Raw genomic sequence first — 19591 nt, 5'->3', positions numbered from 1 at the left:
CGTGTTTGTTTAGCTTTTGTTGAACCCATCTTACGCCGCTTTCCATACAGTGTCAACAGCATTTTTAAAATTATTAGACAATTTAGACTAATCAAAATTAAATGTATACGCTTACACCTTTGCTAGACAAGGAATGAAAAAAACTTAAAATTTTTTGTATTTTTTCTTCAATTGATTTACTTTACCTGAACGCTTTTCATTTGAGAAAACGTTTGTCATATTTTTTCACATTATTTTTAATGAAGATTGGTAGATTCCAGCGCTTTTGATTTTCTTTCGGTATGCCTTTCTAAAGCGTTTTCCTATGAATTTATGATAGAATGAGAGCATCTTATAGAAGGAGGGCAATACATGGCTAACATCAGAGGTTATATCGGAACGTATACAAAGGGAGACAGTAAAGGCATTTATACTTTTACATTAAATACGGACAAGCAGCAGATCGAACAAGTAGAAGTGGCTGCTGAACTTGAAAATCCTACATATTTAACCGTCTCAGATTCTCAAAAATTTGTGTATGCTGTTGTGAAAGAAGGATCACAGGGCGGCGTGGCTGCTTATCAAATCGATGCTGAAACCGGCACACTTCGTTTCATCAACCAAGAACTTGCCGAAGGCGCTTCTCCTTGTCACGTCAGCGTGGACAGTCAAACAAAAACAGCTTTTACAGCAAACTATCATAAAGGAACAGCAGAGATGTATGAAATCGATGCTGAAAATGGCTCAGTGATTCGCACGCTGTCACAGGCGCAGCATGAAGGAACTGGCCCTAACGAAGATCGTCAGGAAAAACCGCACACTCACTTTATGGGTCTGACACCAGATGAACAATTTGCAGTGTCTGTTGACCTTGGGACAGATGGCATTTATACGTATAAGAAAGAAAACGGCAAACTTGAGCTTGCTCATACATTTGAAACAAAACCAGGCACCGGGCCTCGCCATATTACATTCCATCCAACGAAACCTGTGGCATATGTGATGACAGAGCTAAGTTCAGAGGTGATTGTGCTTCATTACTTTGAAGATGGTCATTTCGAAGAGATTCAAACGATCGCAACCATTCCAAGCGACTTTACAGAGAACAATCAAGGCAGTGCCATTCACGTCTCTTCAGACGGCCAATTTGTTTATGCAGGAAATCGCGGACATGACAGCATTGCGATTTTTAAAGCAGACGCTGACGGCCAATTAAGTCTTGTCGAGATTGCTTCTTCTGAAGGAAACTGGCCTAGAGACTTTGTGCTTGATCCAACTGAAGAATTCCTCGTCGGTTCAAACCAAGAGTCTAGCAACCTAGTGTTATACAAACGCGACAAAGAAACAGGACGACTCACTGTCTTACAATCAGACATCTCAGTCCCTCATCCAGTTTGCGTGAAATTTTTAGGATAATGAAAAAAAGCCTCCAACTGTGGAGGCTTCATATTGTTGACAAAGGGCTAAAATGATCTTGATTTTAGCCCTTTGTCTTCTTTTCAGCGTGTAGACGGCATCCCGCCATCTTCAAGCTTTTGATCAATCAGAGACGTATCGGTTTTTTCACCGAACCATTTTGACAGCCTGTCCTGCGCTTTTCCTTTCACATCATCATCAATGTAGACCGCTACTTGAATCAGAGCAAATGTGATCGCTCCTAAATCATCTGTATAGCCTACACCAATCAATGTATCGGGAATGAGGTCAATTGGAAGGATAAAGTATCCGAGTGCCCCAATAATAAGGGTTTTTGCTTTGACAGGTACTTCAGGTTTTTGCAATGTATAGTAAAGTAATAGCACAGCATAGACAAGAGAGACACCAGCTTTTTGTGCCGTCTTTTTTAACTTTTCCCAAAAGGCATGATCATTAAAATGCTTCTTTGAACGCTTCAATAGTTCTTTTTTCTCAGAACGATTCATCATATCGCCTCCATTTACAGCATAGACCTTTTCCCTTCGTTATACAAGATATTCGCCAATTCGACAAACAAAAAGCAGCAGAAAGCTGCTGCATTCTACTGCTCTTTGTAAAACTTTTCGATTGCCTTATCGATGTACACCCATCCTTTATAAGACACATGAATCGTATCTTTAAAGAAATAAGGATCGTACTCATGCTTAGTCAAATCTGCGACTTCATACCCGTTATCGCGTATTTGACGATTGATTTTCTCATAATACTCTGTACGTCCCTCTTTCGGAAAACCGGTATAATCATACCATTTTCCGTTAACAGGAATCGTCACAAACAAAGGCTTTGCCCCTGCCTGTTTTAAAATATCCAGCATGATTTGAAAATCTTTGTATTCTGGTGATTCCGCATAAGAATGACCTTCACGGGAATCTTTCATCTTTTTCATGATCGGTTTCAGCTTGCGGTCAAACAGTTTTTGATTAATATAAAACGGGTTGTTCCCTGCTCTTTTCGCACCAAAAACGCTCGCTTCTTTTTCAAGCTCAGTCCATGTTTTTCCTTTGACTGAATGAGACGGTTGAAGCTTACGTTCATGTCCCGATCCAATTGTATAGTACATGTCTTTCTTTTGAAGCATGCCATAATACATTTTTGCAATAGGAGAAATCGCGCCATAAGCGAATTTGTTCCCAGAAAGCTCTGCTTTAAAAAGCTCTGTGATGACCATGTCGTTCTTCACTGCTTTAAACTTCATGATTCTCTTGATCAGTTCTTTTTTCACAGCTGGATCAATTTCTTTATTATAAGCGAGATTCAGTGCTTGAAGCGCTGAATAGTTCGGTGCAAAGTGATTTTCGTCAGATCCCCATTTCACAAACCACTGCGGGGACACGATAAACACAAGCTTCTTCCCTTTTAATTCATCCATATGCGCTGCAAAGTTCATCGCATGAATTAATGATTGCGATCCACCTTTTCCAATAAGATAAGGTGTAAACCCTTGAGGATTCTCATGAAAGAAATTTGAAGGGTGATATGGATCAAAACGTGATAGTTCAGAAGATCCATAGATCGGCAAATAAGTTGGATCTTTTAGCATTTCGTCTTGTAAATAAAGCCCTTGAAACATCCCCGGATCTAATTCTGTGGCTGACTTTTGTAATTTGTCTTTTGGGATCAGATGTGAGAGCCATGCATTTGGTACAAGAAGAACACCAATGAATAGAACAGCCGCTAAAATAAGCGGCCCAAAAAAACGCTTTTTCATTACTTCATCTCTGCCAGCTGCTCAGCAATGTGATTCGGTGTATCCCACACATCACGATCAAACTCTGTAATCGGAACAGTAATTCCAAGTTGACTTTCGATTGCCATAAGCAGCTCTACTGTACCAAATGAATCTAGAAGACCTTCGTCAAAAATTGCAATCTCTGGATTTTCTTTCACAACGTCATCCTGACAAACCTCTGCAATAATACCGTATACTTGATTTTTAAATTCCATAATTTTCTACTCCCTTAATCATTAATGATGAAATGGTTTTCCTGAAAAAATATAAAATCCGAAACAAATCACATGGAATGTAATAATGATCGACACAACCATTGTGACCTTATTATCCGGCCACCACTTGTGTTTTTTATTCCATTTCTCGAATAAATTGTAACCGGACATCACAACTGCGTGATATAGTCCGTAAATAATATATTGAAGTGCTAGACCATGCCAAGCACCCATCAATAGAAAGAGGACAAAGTACCCAATATTTGATACAGCCATACGGTTCTTGATCCACTTCTTTTTTGTCATAAAGAACACAAATCTCATAAACACGTAGTCTCTGAACCAGAAGGACAGGGACATGTGCCAGCGATTCCAGAAGTCTTTAATGTTCCGGCTGATAAACGGTTTGTTAAAGTTTTCTGGTGATTTAATGCCCATCATATAACTCACACCAACAGCAAATGCTGTATAACCAGCAAAGTCAAAGAACAAATACATACTGTACGCATACATATATGTTAACTGTTGAACAAAGTGACTGCTGCTAATGTGATGAATATTCATGAGAATATACGTGTGAATCAGATAACCAATAATGAACTTGTATAAGAAGCCGATAAAAATTTTATGAATACCGGCGTATAGAAGATCACTGTACGCTTCCTTTTCAGGGGGCGTATCCATATCCTTTTCAAACCGGCGGTAACGATCAATCGGACCTGATGAAATCGTCGGGAAAAAGACAATGAAATAGACCAAACGATGAATCGGCATTTTCTTCTTAATCAAGCCGTCTCTTGTCTCGATAATTAACTGAACACCTTTAAATGTTAAGTACGAGATCCCTAAAAAGCTCAGCCAGTTCATTGGCGGCGGTTGATGCGGCTGATGAGTTAAAAAGAACGGTAAAACCTTTGATAGCACTAGCGGCAAAATCGATGCCACCACTGCCATATAGAAAACAGACGCTTGATTCGCTTTCAACCGGTACGAAAGGTACAGGCGGATGATCAAGACTTGCCACACTGTAAACAAGAAAAGCAGCAGCGCGCCATGTGCATCCTTAGAGAAAATAAGGGCGAGTGCCACAACCGTTGCAAACATGTTGTAGCCCTGCATTCTTTTGCCGCGAAGACCAAGAATGATCGTCGGCAAAAGAAGAACACCAATTAGAATGAAGAAAAAGAATGAACTAAACGGAATCATAGAAGAACCTCTTTCGCGATTCTTTTACGGTCAACCTTCCCGTTTGGCGTCATGTATAGCTGCTCAAGATAGACAAACTTTCTTGGAATCATGTACGCTGGCAGTGAATCCGCCATTTCTTTCTTAATCGCACTTGTCAGCTGATATTCTTTTTCAAATGAATGCGCTGCTGGGACAATGGCTGCAATCAAATACTCCACATGACCGTTTGGCTGGAACGGCACAATCACACAAGCATTGACATACGTTGTCTCGCTCACATGATATTCAATTTCTTCAAGCTCCATCCGGTATCCATGCAGCTTAATTTGATAGTCCAGACGACCGTGGCACGTAATCAAACCATCCTGCGTCACACCTGCGTCACCTGTACGGTAAGCAGGGCGTCCTTCGTATTCAAAGAACACTTTACCCGTTAAGGCTTGTTCACCTAAGTAGCCTCTCGTGACGCTTGGCCCCACGATGACAATTTCCCCTTTTTCACCATCAGGAAGTGCATTGCCTTCTTCATCTAAAATAACGATATCTGTATCCGGTTTGGCATAGCCGACTGGTAAAGAATCGTGCTGATCAAGAATGGCCTGCGTGACTTCAATCGATGTGATCGCAACAGTTGCTTCAGTCGGACCATACGTATTAAAGACCTGCGCTTTTGGAAAACGCTCAAGGAGTGCACTTGCTACAGATACAGGAAGTGCCTCTCCGCAGAACAAGAAAACTGTCAACTCTGGTAAAAGCTCCCCTGTAAAGGAAGGGTCCATTAAGCACATTTGCACAAAGGAAGGTGTTGATGTCCACACTTCAACGTCAGATTGACCAAGTGCTGCAAACATATCCTTCGGCTTATTCACTAGATCTTTTACTAAACAGTAAAGCGTGCCGCCTGATTGAAGCGCTGGATATAAATCCATCACAGATAAGTCAAAAGAAAATGGTGCTTGATTTAAGAACGTGCGTCCCCCACCAATTGGGAAGTCACGGCACATCCACTCTGTAAAGCTTTCTAAATTATTGGCTGTTACCTGAACGCCTTTCGGTTTTCCGGTACTGCCAGACGTATAAATGATGTAAAAAACATCATCCTGTTGAACCCACTGCGAGGATGGCGGTGCTTCTTTTTCAAGAGCTAAAAGAGATGCCGCACTCTTCACTTCAATGTGTTCTTCTACATCTAGTACATTCTGCTCATTTGCACAAATCAACAGACTGGCTTTTGAGCTTTCAATAATTGAGACGATACGCTCGGCAGGGATTGAGATGTCGACCGGAATGTATGGTCTACCTGATTTCACACTGCCTAAGAAAGAAATGAGCATCTCTGGCTCCATATGACCGTATACAATGACAGGTGCACTATCTGTAGCGACTGCATCGATCGCACCAGCCATTTGGTCTGATAGATGCCAAAGCTCATCATATGTGATCGAAGCATGTTGAGAAACAAATGCTGGCTGTGTTGGTTTCGTTTGTTGGTATTCTTGAATCGTGTGTAATAGTTTCATAGTTTAATCTCCAATTAAAAATCGTTGTAAATGAATGATCCCGTATTAGCTGTGTGGAATCCGTAAATAAAGAACAATAATAGCAAAATAAGTAAGTAAAAGCTCGTATATCCTATCCATTTTACAGACTTATTTTCTGATAGCTTTTTGAATAGCATATTGATAACCTCTTTTCTTTTGACACTTATAGAGACGCATGAATCATTAAAAGAGTTTCATATCAAAACATAAAAATTTTAAGAAATCATGAAAAAAGATGTCGAACCTTGGAACGTCTCTTTTGGCAAAGCTGTCTTATTGTAACAAAGATTTAATACATTTGAAATAAAATCCGAGCTTAAATTTGCCTTAAAATTGGTGAAAGCTGTCGAATAAACACAAAAGCCACCTAGTTTACCTAGATGGCTTTGATTTTAATTACTTCTTATATTTATTGACTTCGAACATGAGAATATTTTTGAACACCACATAATCCTTTTTACTTTCAAAGGGACCTTTATTGTTGTCATGCTCGTCAATCTCATAAAACCCTGGTCCTTCTCCGGCATCACGCTTTTTGTACCAGGATAGGAAAGCATTGACTTCTTTCATGGAGAGGTCATACTCTTTTTGCAATCCATTGACCATAGTGATGATGAGGAGAGCATCTCCGTCTTCATCTGTTGCATCGTCTTTTGGTGGTGTGGTTGGTTCTGGGTCTTTGTCACCCGGGGTTTCTGTATTGTTTGGAAATTCTAGGTCTTTTAAAGATAAAGAGATAAAAGATTTGTAGTTTTTGTCTGCAGTCTCTGTATAATTCAAATTATAATCTCGACCACCTAAAAGGTATAACATGTCTCCAATAACTACTGATGAAGCTCCTATACGCATATTATGGTAAGGCACATCTATTCTAACTAATTCTTCTTGATCTGTATCATATGTAATTAAACTTCTTGTTGAACTACCGGGAAATATCATGTTATTTTTATAAGTTACACCATTCAAATAACCACTGACAAACCCTTTTTTCTTTGCAGTCCAAACTTCTTTTTTAGCGTCAAATTCAAAAACTTCACGTTTATCGTTTTTGCCAAAGATATAAAACTTCTCATCTAATACTAGACCGATTGCTCCTTCTATTTTAACATTTAGAGGAGCTTCTTCTTTCCATGTTTGACTGGTTAGATCATAACTAAAAAATTCTTTACCGCCTAGTACATAAATTTTATTTCTAATAACACCCGCTTGAACGTTATAAGAGCCTTTTGATTTGCTAACAAAGGGAATATCAGGTAGCGTTTCCCATTCATCTTTTTTTGTATCATACACTTCGAACTTATTATAAGTAAAACCCGTATGTTTTCCAGCAAGGACATAAATTTTTGAACCTACTACTACTGATGCTGCTCCCCCTCTTCCAGTTGGTATATTATTCTTTTTAGTCCATTTATTTATAGATGGATCATATTCTAACGTTTCTTTGTCCGCATTAAACCCACCAATTACATAAATTTTCCCATCTACAGCATTAGCTACAGCTCCCACTCTTGCTGTTGGCAAATCAGCTAATTGATTCCATTCATCCTTAGCAGCATTTGCAACTTGAAATACCTGTGTGAATGAAAGAATTACTAGTAACATCATGACGATCCATTTTTTCAAAAATAACACTCCCTTTTCATTATCTTACTTCTTCATTATCGGAGTGTTTTTTAATTTGTATAGAATAATTCATCTTTTTAAAGAGAAATTAATAGAAAAAACATCGAAAAAGTAACTTACTAAAGAGTCGCTTAAAATAATAGGTTCAATCAAAAACTGCCTGAGTCTATAATCAAAGAACACAATAAAAAACCCATGATTTCATGAGTTTCTTCTCAGTCCATTATTAAAAAATCCGTCACAAGGCAAGCAGGCTCTCCGTTTTGATCTAGCCCCCAAAAGCTTGGATACATCCCGTCGCCGAAGCCTGTTGTAAACATGGCAATGTCCACTTTGTCATGAAAACGGGCGACGAGCCAGTCCCATGTGTGCTTGTAGTTTTGCTCAAGCGCTTCTGCAAATTCTTCATAAAGATAGAAATCATTGTCCTCTTTATACCGTTTATCCTCATAAGCTTGTAAATATCGTGCTGCTTCCGCATCCATGAAACAACCCATTCCCGTATTTACACCGTAGCCGAAGAACTCGTCTTCTTTCAATTGATTGAGTTCTTGCCCTGCTCTTGTGGCAAGCTCCCATTCTGTTGCTTGCTCGTTTGTGAACTTGATCATTGCATAGGCAACGCGTTCGTCACCGCTTTGCAACCGCTTAACTATAAGTAGAATAGGATATTTTCCTAGAGCAACCTTCCTCGTAAACGATTGGTCCCCTTCTGAAACAAAAGGATCGCAGGCAACGATATGACCGCTCGTGATCTCGGTATAGCCTAACTGTTTGGCGAATAATTGATCACCTTCTGAGCTGCTTGATTTCTCTCCATTTTCATATAGTAGGTTTGTTGGATTGATGTTGTACAAGTGACCATTCCTTTCAATGTTTTTCTAGGGCGTTTGGGATTATGTGCTTTTTCCCCATTTAATCCGTCAATAAAAAATCTGTAACGAGACAAGTTTCATCTCCATTCTCGTCCATCCCCCAAAAGCTTGGGTATACGCCATCACCAAAACGAGTAGAAAAGATCGCTAAATCAACTTCTCCTGAAAGCGCGTGGCTAACCAGCTTCTTGTATCCTCATAACTTTTCTCCAAACAGTTCTATCAAAGGGTTCTCCTTCTACTATACACTTTAATTTTTTTAGTTGGAAAATGAATATTCTCTCTTTTGAACATTTATCCCTTTGCGATGTCTTTTTCATTAGTTAAAAATAAATGGAAGGTTCATTAAAAAACGCCCTTCCAATGGAGGGGCTGTGTTATTAACTATTTTATTTTGAATATCTCTTAATAAATGTTTCGCTAATCCTGCTTACGATATAGATCGTAACCGCTAAAATCAGCATCAACGGAAACATACTTAAACGATCATCTGCAGCATAAACAATGATCCCCACAATGATAGCCACTACGATTGCCGTTAAAAAATGCTTCACCGCCATCTCACCCCTTTGTATACATCATATACATTTTATTACACAAAAGGTTCTATTGAAATAATTTCCACAAAATCAGATATACGCAAGTCTAGATTGATTTCGACCACAAGCAGAAGTGGGTTTCCTTTGTTTCGCTCTATAAGAGGGTTGCTTCCCTCCCTTATATTGTTGATATAATCTCTATATGCTAAAATTAACTAAAATATCTAGATAATGGATCAACCAGGAGGTCATTCAGTGACACAGCAAAGTAAACCATCCAAAATGTTATTAATTACTTTACCCGGCGCTATTATTGCCCTTGTGATGATCTTAGGGAAAATTGATACACCTGTAACAAATGTTTTATTTTATATTGTGGCTTTTAGTGTTATCGGTTTAGTGGTTTCGAGCTTAGTAAAAGACTACAGAAAAAAGAAAAGTTAAACTCTTCGTCTAGGAAGCTGTCGTTTATGCAGCTCCCTTTCTTTATGTGAACCCTCTCAAATTTCTACATTAAAGCAAAAACAACTGGAATTAAAAAGAGGGAAGTAAATGAGTAGAGAAATTAAAGGAGAATGGAATGAAAACCCTTGACGTCTTTGAGTTGAAGAATGGAATTGACCAAACGCTGAACAAGTTGAAGCAGCAATTACAGAATGTTAAGTCCCTAGAAAAACAAATCAATCAAATCATCTCCTTGGATGGCGCATTAAAGGGAGAAGCTGGACAATCGATAAAAGCTTTTTATTTGGAGTGTCACATTCCCTTTTTGCAATTCTTTCAGATCATCATTGAAGAATACAGTGGTGCGCTAAAAAAGACAAAACAGGCACTTCATGCTTTTGAATCAAACCCGAATGGTTTTATCTCTCAATCATTCATTGAACACGAGCTTGACCAAGGGTTAAAAAAAGCCGAACGGGCCATTTCTGATATCGTATCAGATGTGAATCAAGCCATTGGCAGAGTAAACCATATTGTGCATTTGCCTCATGTAAACGAATCTACTTTCCAACAAAGCTATCAAAAAGCATGGCTTGAGACGTCCAAAACCATTGGACTACTTCATGCTTTTGACAGAGAACAAACAAGTGCACTAAATGAAACAAAAAGTTCCCTTCACACAATGAAGCAATACATAGACACTTTAAGCACGATGTTCACTGGCCCGAAAATTGAGATGACCAGTTATCAAAAGGGCTCTATTTTCAAAGATGGAAAAGAAGAAAAAATCAAGAGCACCATCAACGGATTGAATGAAAAAATAGACAACCCTAAAGAAAACCCAATGATGATCATGCTCAAGAAGCTGAATGAAAAAGAGCGATCGAATGTGGATACGGTTGTGAAGAAGAAACCATCTAATAAAATCAATCAAAACGCCGTGATCGTAAATAGAAAAGTATATAATACAAATGAAAAGATTGACTTCGCAAATGCCAAAACAGTTGAAGTTATTCGAGATGGAATGCTATATCGGTTACGAATATCGGATCAAAACAAAGTGAATATTGAAAGCATCACAAAGATTTCTGATGTGAAAACGGGAGAACAAACCTCAAACATCTTAAATACGGCGGTTGAATTTACAGGAATAAATGATGCAATTCGAGTCATCACAGGGAGAGATCCTGTAACAGGTGATAAAGTCGCTGACATGGACCGTCTAGTATCAAGCTTGTACATGATACCAGGAGCTAAAATCGCTAAAGTTGGAAAATACGTATTTAAAATAATGAAAGGAGAGAAAGTAGCCAAGAAGATTGTTAAAACACCTTCCTTCGGCAAACACTCCGTACCAAAAGGTCCGTATCGTGAAGTAAATGGTTTCCCTGTAAAAGTAAAACCAGGGGCTCAAGAAAAACATATTCCTGATGCACCTAACTATAAACAGGAGATAGCTAATGGAAAGAAAAAAAGCATCTTTTACGGGGACAATAAAAAAGCTCAAGAATTGCTTGATAAATATGCTGGTAAAGGAGAAATGATGGTAAATGGAAGGGAAGTTGCCAATTTCGGTCAAAAAATAGGACAGACCTATGACTTAAAAACCGGGAAATATATAGAGACTACAAGAGGTACTATCCATTATTCAAAAAACGGTGCTCATATAGTCCCTTCAAAACCATTAGAATGAATGAAAAGGATGATTAACTATGGAATATAACTCTTTAATAAAAACATTAGATGAAAATGGAGGGAAAGAACTTATATTAGTTTGGAAAAATGGATTAAAGATCGTTGGTAAACCAGACACACTCTATGAATCAGATAATGGTTTAGAGGACGATGATGTAAATTATACAGAATACTATGCTGTTGCTTTTAGGGTAATAGAAGTTTTGACCCAGCCTACTCATAATGAAAGCAGTATATATGATTGGATTAGTACAGGAAAAAGCTCATTAGTAGAAATATCTCTTTATAAAGATACACCAAATGCAGTATATTTAGCAGACGGTCAAAAATTATGGGAATTGGACAGTGATAATTAACAAAGGAAGGCCCCTCCAAATTGGAAGGGCTTTTCGTTTGTTTTTGCTTTACCTCAATATATTAAGTAGCAACCCTACATATAAGCCCATTTTCAATTTATACATTTTTGATTTTGATCCATTTACGTTCATAGTCATTGAAGAAGCTAATCAGAAATCAGCCACCCATCTTGATAGCTTCTTTGATACAAAAATAGGGAACGGAAATACTTAAAAACAAATTCGCCCCCAACCCGCTCCCAAAACCCTAATTTGAAGCAATAATCGATCTTATGTTCCAAGAAATAAAAAAGCCTGAAATCCTTTCATATCAAGGGTTTCAAGCTTTTACATTAGTACGTCCCAGGAGAGATTCGAACTCCCGACCGACGCCTTAGAAGGGCGTTGCTCTATCCAGCTGAGCTACTGGGACATGTTGTTATGTAGTGTTTTTTTGGTGAGTACCTCACCGACAAGATTTATTATATTACTATTGTTCTTTAAAGTCAACGGTTTTTCGAAAGTTTTTTCATAAGGGGCAAATGCTGCACCCTTATGAAATACCTTCCAATGTGACAGTGTTTTCGAGGTCTTGTATGGCTTGACCTTCGTCTGTGAAAAACTGTACGTTCGCTTCGCTTCCATCTAGTGTCAGTATAGCGTAGCTGCGCTCTTTACGCACTCTTGGCAGGTGCACGCTGCCTGGGTTAATGAGCAGTTTTCCTCTTAGCAGCTCACTGCCTGGGATGTGCGAGTGGCCAAAGCAGATGATGTCTGCGCCTAGCTCTTCTGCACGGTAGTAGACTTGAAGCAAGGATTGTTTGATGCCATGCAGATGTCCGTGAGTGAGAAATAGTTTTCGGCCTCCATCAAGTGAAAGCAGGAGCTCTTCTTCAAAATCGCCCATAAAGTCACAATTTCCTTTGACGACCTTGTATCCTTCGAGAGCTGGGTGGTTCGTTTCGAGTTCTGAATCTCCGCAGTGAATCATCATGTCGACTTCAGCCGCATGCCGTTTGGCAATGGTTTGAAGTTCGTCTGTGAGTCCATGACTGTCACTAATGATGAGTATCTTCATGGCTTCATTCCCCCTTATTCATTTGCGTCTAGCAGTGATGAAAGCTTTTGAAGCGCGACCGCTCGATGGCTAATCTTGTTTTTCTCCTCTGGTGATAACTCGGCCATCGTCTGATCTTTGTCTTTGACGATGAAAATTGGGTCGTATCCGAAGCCGTTTTCGCCGATTGGTTCCTCTGCGATGAAGCCTTCTACTGATCCTTCTACCGTCTTTGTTTCTTTACCCGGTATGCTGACAGCAAGGGCACATCTGAATCTAGCTGTACGGTCTTCTTTTTCAATGCCTTGAAGCTCGCTCAGCACTTTTTCTACATTCTCAGCATCGTTTTTATGTTCACCAGCGTATCTCGCTGAATATACGCCAGGTTTTCCGCCAAGATAGTCAATCGACAAACCGGAATCGTCTGCAATGACCATTTCACCTGCTTTGGCTTGAATCGCCTCGGCTTTGATAATGGCATTTTCTTCGAAGGTTTGTCCTGTTTCTTCAATCTCTTCAGTAAAGCCGATGTCTGCTAGTGTTTTGACCGTGAATCCTTTTGGCTCAAGAATGGCTTTGAATTCTTTCGCTTTACCCGCATTGTGCGTTGCAATGATGGCTGTTTTCATCCTGATCAAACCCTCTTCTCTTTATTCGATGACTTCTCCTGTCACTGCTTTTTGCTTTTCGATTAATTCTTTGATGCCCTTTTCGGCTAAATCAAGTAGTCCGTTTAGCTGTTCTCTTGAGAATGTCGCTTCTTCGCCTGTGCCTTGAAGTTCAACAAAGCGTCCAGCGCCTGTCATGATGACATTCATATCTACTTCAGCTGAAGAATCTTCTTCATAATTTAAATCTAACAGAAGACCTTGCTGAGAATCAATTCCGACGGATATCGCCGCTAAATAATCAGTGATCGGGTTTTGTTTGATGACACCTTCTGCTCGAAGCTTTTGAATCGCAAGCGTCATGGCGACAAAAGCACCGGTAATAGATGCTGTGCGTGTGCCCCCGTCTGCTTGAATGACATCACAGTCAATCCAAATCGTGCGTTCGCCAAGCTTTTCTAAATCAACGACTGCACGGAGTGCTCGTCCAATTAATCGCTGAATTTCCATTGTACGTCCTGTCACTTTTCCTTTAGATGATTCTCTAATGGTTCTTTGAGCGGTTGCTCTTGGAAGCATGCTATATTCTGCTGTAATCCAGCCTTTTCCTTGTCCTCTTAAAAAAGGAGGTACGCGGTCTTCGATGGATGCGTTACAAATCACCTTCGTATTGCCCGCTGAGATTAAGACAGAGCCTTCTGGATGCGTAATGTAGCCTGCCTCTATTTCAATTTTTCTTAATTCGTCATAGTGTCTTTCATCTAATCTCATGATTTACCTCCGTTACAATATACATTCCGCGCGGATGCCAGCGGGGTTCTCCTACTAACTTTGACAACCTCGGCTCGTTCTAATCGCTTGGAATAAAAAAGAGGCAGCGAATATGCATGCCTCTTTTTCTCCATTATATCAATGTGTGCCGTTAAAAACTACCTGTATTCACTTGTTCTGGTCTTGAAACCGGCTTTGTCAGCTCTGCTCCTTTTTCGTTCACAAGCTCAGCCTTGCCGTTTACCTTAACGGATACGCTTTTGACGTCCGGCAGCTCTGTTAATGTGAGCACGATGCTATCAAGAACTTTTTGTGAAATCACCTTTTTCTTTTCATCTGCGCTGCCGAAAATGGATTCGTTGAAATCAAGTGTCACATGTCCGTCTTTTACTTTCGGGATATCATTCAGCTTTACATCTTGATCAAAGTCTGTGAGCAAATGGCTTTTTTTGCTTGGTCCAGAGACGAGCTCATCAATGGCTGCTGTAATTTGATCATCCTCATCTTTTGGCGTCCTTTTGGTCACAGGAACATAGTACGTCTGTTCATCAGATTCAGCTAAGTAATAAACTGTCACTGGCTTTGTCGATGTCATATCAGCGGCAGCCTCGTGCTGAATATTAATACCGTCTTCTCTGCTTAAATCATCTGAAATCGGTGTGCCGTTCACAGGCATTTCTTTTAGTTCATGACCATTCATTTTCAATTTGACTTTGGCGACAGAATCAAACTGCGTTAACGTCCAAGTGACCGATTGCAGGATGCGCTGTTCGTCTTCTTTTTTATAGTTTTTGAATTCATTTGAAAAATCTACTACGGCCGTTCCGTCTTTAATGTCGACAGATACACTCGTGTCGGCCGGTAAAACAGCCCGGAATCCATTTGGCATGAGGTTAGAAATCGGTCCTCCGTCCACGAGGTATTCTAAGGTTTGTTTGGCACTCCCCTCATTTTTCGGCAGTGGAATGGATTGAGAAACGACATACCCGTTTTTATCAATTAAATATAATTCTCTCATGACTGTATCTGCCTTCTTCTCTTCTTTTCCTTCTTTCGCTGTTTGTTTCTCTTCTTTATTTTCTTTCACATATGTGACGTTTTGTGGCGGGTCAATCTCTGTTTTCGCTTGGTCTGTTTGAAACAATCCGCATCCTGACAAAAGCATGGCTGACGCGATACACGTCACAGCTGCTGTAGATCCTTTTTTCAGCATACTTCACCCTCCTCTAGTAGTTTGTACTACTATGTATACGAGCTCCTCCTGCGGATTAGACCCTTTTCATAAAAAAATAACCCACTTCAAATAGAAGGGGGTTATTGCTGATAGACGTGTTCGAGTGATACGGTTTCGACCTTCCCTGGCAGGTAGCCAAACCAGTCACGAGCGATGTTTTCAAAATTTTGCTGCTGCCCTGTTGTATAAAATGTATGAACAGGCGCTTCTTTAGAGGTATTTAACAGTCCTTTATAGGAAAGAATCGTACTTGCTTCTCTCGCTGTCTCGTCCCCTGATGAAATGATGCTCACATCACTGCCCATAAAGCGCTGAATCGACTCTTTTAAAATTGGATAGTGTGTACAGCCAAGAATGAGTGTATCAATTCCTGTTTCTTTCATCGGTTCAAGGGAATCTTTCACCACTTCATCTGCTGTCTGATCTAAAAACGTCCCGCTTTCCACAAAGGGAACAAGCAACGGACATGCCAGACTTTGAACCGCTAGTCCTGCTTTTAGGGATAGCAAAGCTTCTTTGTATGCCTCGCTTTTGATCGTATTGGCTGTACCAATGACACCAATTTGCTGATTGTTTGTCACCTTGATGGCTGTGCGGGCGCCGGGCTGAATCACGCCAATGACCGGAATATCAAGCGTTGCTTTGATTTCATCTAGTGCGATCGCCGTCGCTGTGTTGCATGCGATGACGAGCATTTTAATATGATGATGTCTTAATAAGTAGTGTGCCATTTCCCAAGTATATTGAAGAACCTCTTCTTCTTTCCGAGGGCCATACGGGCACCGTTTTGTATCGCCTACGTAAATGATTTTTTCTTTTGGCAGTTGTCTCATGATTTCCTTTGCAACGGTTAAACCGCCGACGCCGGAATCAATGACGCCGATTGGTTGATCCAACAAAATCGCCTCATTTTCTTTTCATTTGCTGCTGTAGTTTCGTTAAGGATTGGTTGAAAACGATGGCTTCTTCTTCTGAGAAAGCCCCTAGAAGTTCACTGACGTATTCTTGGCGTTTAACAATCACTTCTTGAATGATCCGCTCGCCTTCAGGCAATAAATGAATGCGAACCACGCGGCGGTCAGAAGGATCTTTTACTCGTTCGACAAGTTCACTTTTTTCCATTCGATCAATTAAGTCGGTGGTTGTACTGCAAGCCAAATACATCTTTTGTGATAGCTCACCTATTGTCATATCTCCGAATTCATAAAGCCACTGAAGCCCTACAAATTGAGGAGGTGTAATCGTATATTGGTTCAGGATTTCTCTGCCTTTTTGCTTAATAATTGCAGCAATATGGCGCAATGATTTTTCAATCTCTGCTACATGGTCGAACTCATTCGTTTCCATTTCATTGATACCTCACTATAGCATCTCACTTTGATTAAAACGTACATTCCTATTTTCCTCGTTTTTCAGAGAAAATGCAAGAAGAGACTCATGGAAACCATATAGAAATAACCGGTTCCTCCCTAGAGTGGAAGGAAAACCGGCTGACTTTAGAGCTCTAGCTCACCCATACGCAGAAGCTCGACTACGGCCTGTGAACGACCTTTGACTCCTAGCTTTTGCATGGCATTCGAAATATGATTTCGAACAGTCTTTTCGCTAATAAAAAGCTCGCTTGCAATTTCTTTTGTTGTTTTATCTTGGACGAGCAATTCGAATACTTCTCTTTCTCTTTTGGTTAATAGCGGCTTGGATTGAAACTCTTTCTCCTTCAAGTATTGTAACCCTCCTTGCTAAGGTGAGAGCTCTAGTCTCTATAGAATGGGATTCTGTATAGTCGAGATATCATATGCCGGCTGCCCGAGGTAGGTGACGTTAAAATCGAGAATTCCTGCATATGAGCGTCCATTTTGTACGGTTTTATCCGCACAAAAAAGGACGAGTTTCCTACCCGAGACGTCGTCCTTTTCATACACGTATTTAAAAGATAGAAATGGCTCCTGTTAACAAAGCAATAAGCGTTGTAAAAAGGGCAGTTAACACGGTCCACAGCAATGCGTATTTTTGCAAATCGCCAATATCTTTGTTCAGCATACTGACAAGAAGTAGCGTTGAAGCCACAAGAGGGCTCAGCAGATGAACAGGCTGTCCTATAATAGAGGCGCGTGCAATTTCCACTGGATCAATTCCGTAAGCTGCGCCGGCTTCTGCCAAGATTGGCAGCACCCCGAAATAATAAGCATCATTTGAAAGAACAAATGTAAATGGCATACTCGTTAAAGCCACAATGAGCGGAAAAAATGAACTGTAAGAATCCGGAATTAAGTAAATCACCAAGTTGGCAATCGACTCCACCATTTTTGTCCCCGAAAAGATTCCTGTGAAAATTCCTGCTGCAAACACAAGGGTAATGACCGTTAAGGCATTTCCCGCATGCGATAAGATTCTCTCGCGCTGATCTTCAACCTTTGGATAGTTGATCATGAGAGCGATGACAAATCCAATTAAGAAGAGAACTGGAATCGGTACGATATCTAAAACAAGTGTCGCCATCACCGCAATCGTCAAGAAGAAGTTCACCCAAATGAGATTCGGTCTCTTTATATCTTCTAAGCCATCTTCGATTGACGCTGCCAGTTCAGGGGAGATCGAGACCTCTTCTTTGTACTGAATTTCTGCAACCCCAATTCGCTTCCGCTCTTTTTTCCCAAGCACATAAGCAGTAAAAAGGATGAATAGACCGCCAGCTACCATCGTTGGAATTAATGGAATAAAAAATTCAGCTGCATCCAAGCCAAGCGCCGCAATTGCACGAGTAGCTGGACCACCCCACGGGGTCATACCGCTCATAATACCTAATGATAATAATGAAATCGTTCCTAAAATCAACGGGTTCATCCCAATTCTTAAGAAAAGCGGCAGCAAAGCGGATACGGTAATCATGTAAGTTGTCGTCCCATCACCATCTAATGCAACAAGCATAGACAAAATCGCTACCCCAAACGCAATTTTGACAGGATCCCCTTTCACAATACGTAAAATGAGTTTAATCAGTGGATCAAACAGCCCAGCATCCAGCATGACACCGAAGAATAAAATGGCAAATAACAATAAAGCAGCAGATGGCGCAACCGTTTTGAGTCCATCGAGCATCATATCCCCTAACCCACTGTAAAACCCACCAATCAATGCAAAGATGATCGGTACTACGGTTAACGCCACCACCGGATGCATACGTTTTGTCATAATAAGAAATGTAAAAGTCACGACCATTAAAAGCCCTAAAATAGCTAGCACTATATATCCCTCCATCCTCTTCTTTACACGATCAGCAAGCGCCCCTTTGCACTTGTGATCTGAATGTTAGCGCTTTCTATTTCAAGGATATAATAGCTTTTTTCATAATGAAAATATTGATTTTTTCGTATCTTCTATAAATTCTTTTTATAATCAGCCCTGCTGGCTTCTTAAAAATTCGATGAATGCTTTCACAACAGATAAATGAAGGGAGTCAGGCTGGTACATAAGCCATGTATCTCTTAAAACAGGCTGTCCATCTTTATACGAAAGACCTTTTACAAATAGCTCATCACTTGGCCTGAGGCAAATTTCCGGGACAATGGCATAGCCTAAACCGTGCTTGACCATCTCTTTTGATGTATCCTGGCGATCTGTCTCCATCGTCACAAGCGGAGGCATGGCAAACGTTTCCTGCCACCATCTGTTAATCAATCGTTTTAATGAACTATCTGTATGATAGTCAATGAGCGGCAGCTTCGGAAGGTCCTTTAGCTGAATTTCTGATTTTGAAATGATACAAAGCCGCTCTTTATCAAGCAAAAACCGCTCTCCATTCCAGTCGTAATCCCCTCTTAAAATCCCTAAATGAACACTTGATGTGCCTAATAAATCCATGACTTTCGTACTCCAGCCTGTATTCACCATGAATTGAACATGTGGATACTGCTTAGAAAATTCTCTTAAAATTTCTGGGAGCTTATACTGAGCAAAGTTACTTGAGACACCTAACCGGATTGTCCCTTTGACCTTTTTTTGCATGTTGAGCATACCATCTTTTGTTTGCTGAAGCTGTTTAAGCATGTCATTTGCGTATGCAGCCAAGTACTCGCCTTCTGACGTAAATTCAATCCCTCGTTTTCTTTTAAAGAAAAGCTTCATATCAAACTCCTCTTCAAGCTGCTTCAACCGATAGCTTAAGGCAGGCTGAGAGACAAATAATTTCTCCGCCGCTTTTGTGATGTTCTTTTCTTCATAGAGCACCTTTAGAAACCGCCAGTCTTTCTCATCCATGGTGTGCCCTCCTTTTTCACTAGTT

General features: G+C 40.2%; 23 protein-coding genes and 1 tRNA gene. 4 read left to right on the top strand and 20 right to left on the bottom strand.

From position 1 onward, the window contains the following. Positions 1–351 precede the first annotated feature (351 nt). Positions 352–1395, top strand: a complete 1044-nt coding sequence (locus QRN39_RS07520; protein WP_284906785.1) for a lactonase family protein — start codon at positions 352–354, stop codon at positions 1393–1395. Between the two features lie 83 nt (positions 1396–1478). Here the strand turns inward: QRN39_RS07520 and QRN39_RS07515 are convergent, their stop codons facing one another. The 10 genes from QRN39_RS07515 to QRN39_RS07475 form a co-directional block, all read right to left on the bottom strand. Continuing rightward, positions 1479–1901 carry a YkvA family protein gene (locus tag QRN39_RS07515; RefSeq protein ID WP_034620597.1) on the bottom strand — a complete coding sequence of 141 codons (423 nt, stop codon included), beginning with the start codon at positions 1899–1901 and terminating at the stop codon, positions 1479–1481. 95 nt (positions 1902–1996) lie between these two features. Continuing rightward, complete coding sequence (dltD, locus tag QRN39_RS07510; protein ID WP_251190242.1) at positions 1997–3163, bottom strand: D-alanyl-lipoteichoic acid biosynthesis protein DltD; 1167 nt, start codon at positions 3161–3163, stop codon at positions 1997–1999. Beyond that, positions 3163–3399 carry a D-alanine--poly(phosphoribitol) ligase subunit 2 gene (gene dltC, locus QRN39_RS07505; protein ID WP_003216498.1) on the bottom strand — a complete coding sequence of 79 codons (237 nt, stop codon included), beginning with the start codon at positions 3397–3399 and terminating at the stop codon, positions 3163–3165. Before dltC ends, dltD begins: the two co-directional genes overlap by 1 nt. 21 nt (positions 3400–3420) lie before the next feature. Further along, positions 3421–4605 (bottom strand): D-alanyl-lipoteichoic acid biosynthesis protein DltB, encoded by a 1185-nt coding sequence (gene dltB, locus QRN39_RS07500; RefSeq protein WP_050943632.1) that lies wholly within the window; start codon positions 4603–4605, stop codon positions 3421–3423. After that, on the bottom strand, positions 4602–6107 hold the full coding sequence (gene dltA / locus QRN39_RS07495) for a D-alanine--poly(phosphoribitol) ligase subunit DltA (protein WP_284906784.1): 1506 nt from the start codon (positions 6105–6107) through the stop codon (positions 4602–4604). The genes dltB and dltA overlap by 4 nt, the downstream gene beginning before the upstream one ends. Before the next feature lie 14 nt (positions 6108–6121). After that, the gene (locus QRN39_RS07490) at positions 6122–6271 is read right to left on the bottom strand and encodes a teichoic acid D-Ala incorporation-associated protein DltX (RefSeq protein ID WP_024427820.1); all 150 of its coding nucleotides are present in this window, start codon (positions 6269–6271) and stop codon (positions 6122–6124) included. A 253-nt stretch (positions 6272–6524) separates the two neighbouring features. Continuing rightward, on the bottom strand, positions 6525–7751 hold the full coding sequence (locus tag QRN39_RS07485) for a Kelch repeat-containing protein (RefSeq protein ID WP_284906783.1): 1227 nt from the start codon (positions 7749–7751) through the stop codon (positions 6525–6527). 215 nt (positions 7752–7966) lie between these two features. Then, positions 7967–8608: a DUF4241 domain-containing protein gene (locus QRN39_RS07480; protein WP_284906782.1), complete on the bottom strand. Its 642-nt coding sequence runs from the start codon at positions 8606–8608 to the stop codon at positions 7967–7969. 58 nt (positions 8609–8666) lie between these two features. Beyond that, entirely contained in the window at positions 8667–8810 is a 144-nt protein-coding gene (locus QRN39_RS18425) for a DUF4241 domain-containing protein (protein WP_350225039.1), read from the bottom strand. A gap of 205 nt (positions 8811–9015) precedes the next feature. Then, on the bottom strand, positions 9016–9180 hold the full coding sequence (locus tag QRN39_RS07475) for a hypothetical protein (RefSeq protein ID WP_212046223.1): 165 nt from the start codon (positions 9178–9180) through the stop codon (positions 9016–9018). 240 nt (positions 9181–9420) lie between these two features. On the opposite strand from QRN39_RS07475, the gene QRN39_RS07470 reads away from it, so the two are divergent. The 3 genes from QRN39_RS07470 to QRN39_RS07460 all read left to right on the top strand — a co-directional run bounded on the left by QRN39_RS07470 (position 9421) and on the right by QRN39_RS07460 (position 11660). Beyond that, the gene (locus QRN39_RS07470; protein WP_284906781.1) at positions 9421–9609 is read left to right on the top strand and encodes a hypothetical protein; all 189 of its coding nucleotides are present in this window, start codon (positions 9421–9423) and stop codon (positions 9607–9609) included. A 136-nt stretch (positions 9610–9745) separates the two neighbouring features. After that, positions 9746–11302 (top strand): T7SS effector LXG polymorphic toxin, encoded by a 1557-nt coding sequence (locus tag QRN39_RS07465; RefSeq protein ID WP_284906780.1) that lies wholly within the window; start codon positions 9746–9748, stop codon positions 11300–11302. A gap of 19 nt (positions 11303–11321) precedes the next feature. Then, a complete protein-coding gene (locus QRN39_RS07460; RefSeq protein WP_113387203.1) occupies positions 11322–11660 on the top strand; it encodes a hypothetical protein in 339 nt (112 codons plus the stop codon). A 338-nt stretch (positions 11661–11998) separates the two neighbouring features. Here the strand turns inward: QRN39_RS07460 and QRN39_RS07455 are convergent. The 10 genes from QRN39_RS07455 to QRN39_RS07410 all read right to left on the bottom strand — a co-directional run bounded on the left by QRN39_RS07455 (position 11999) and on the right by QRN39_RS07410 (position 19566). Next, a tRNA-Arg gene (locus QRN39_RS07455) sits at positions 11999–12072 on the bottom strand. Positions 12073–12192: 120 nt separating this feature from the next. Then, on the bottom strand, positions 12193–12717 hold the full coding sequence (locus QRN39_RS07450; RefSeq protein ID WP_284906779.1) for a YfcE family phosphodiesterase: 525 nt from the start codon (positions 12715–12717) through the stop codon (positions 12193–12195). A gap of 14 nt (positions 12718–12731) precedes the next feature. After that, the gene (locus tag QRN39_RS07445) at positions 12732–13334 is read right to left on the bottom strand and encodes an XTP/dITP diphosphatase (protein WP_181185471.1); all 603 of its coding nucleotides are present in this window, start codon (positions 13332–13334) and stop codon (positions 12732–12734) included. A gap of 12 nt (positions 13335–13346) precedes the next feature. Next, entirely contained in the window at positions 13347–14075 is a 729-nt protein-coding gene (rph, locus tag QRN39_RS07440; RefSeq protein WP_003216792.1) for a ribonuclease PH, read from the bottom strand. 151 nt (positions 14076–14226) lie between these two features. Continuing rightward, entirely contained in the window at positions 14227–15288 is a 1062-nt protein-coding gene (locus QRN39_RS07435; protein WP_137054884.1) for a GerMN domain-containing protein, read from the bottom strand. Positions 15289–15389: 101 nt separating this feature from the next. Continuing rightward, positions 15390–16208 carry a glutamate racemase gene (gene racE, locus QRN39_RS07430; RefSeq protein WP_106032636.1) on the bottom strand — a complete coding sequence of 273 codons (819 nt, stop codon included), beginning with the start codon at positions 16206–16208 and terminating at the stop codon, positions 15390–15392. A 7-nt stretch (positions 16209–16215) separates the two neighbouring features. After that, on the bottom strand, positions 16216–16656 hold the full coding sequence (locus QRN39_RS07425) for a MarR family winged helix-turn-helix transcriptional regulator (protein WP_003216546.1): 441 nt from the start codon (positions 16654–16656) through the stop codon (positions 16216–16218). Between the two features lie 149 nt (positions 16657–16805). Continuing rightward, on the bottom strand, positions 16806–17030 hold the full coding sequence (gene gerE, locus QRN39_RS07420; RefSeq protein WP_003184172.1) for a spore germination transcription factor GerE: 225 nt from the start codon (positions 17028–17030) through the stop codon (positions 16806–16808). 205 nt (positions 17031–17235) lie between these two features. Next, complete coding sequence (locus QRN39_RS07415) at positions 17236–18552, bottom strand: CitMHS family transporter (protein ID WP_284906705.1); 1317 nt, start codon at positions 18550–18552, stop codon at positions 17236–17238. Positions 18553–18705: 153 nt separating this feature from the next. Further along, positions 18706–19566 carry a LysR family transcriptional regulator gene (locus tag QRN39_RS07410; protein WP_113387208.1) on the bottom strand — a complete coding sequence of 287 codons (861 nt, stop codon included), beginning with the start codon at positions 19564–19566 and terminating at the stop codon, positions 18706–18708. Positions 19567–19591: the final 25 nt, after the last annotated feature.

Origin of the sequence: Bacillus sp. lyk4-R2A-2, assembly GCF_030209735.1 — a bacterium.
In the GTDB taxonomy this organism is placed as follows: Bacteria; Bacillota; Bacilli; order Bacillales; family Bacillaceae; genus Bacillus; species Bacillus pumilus.
Note: the sequence above shows the minus strand (reverse complement) of the source record. Positions and strands in the feature narration are given on the sequence as shown.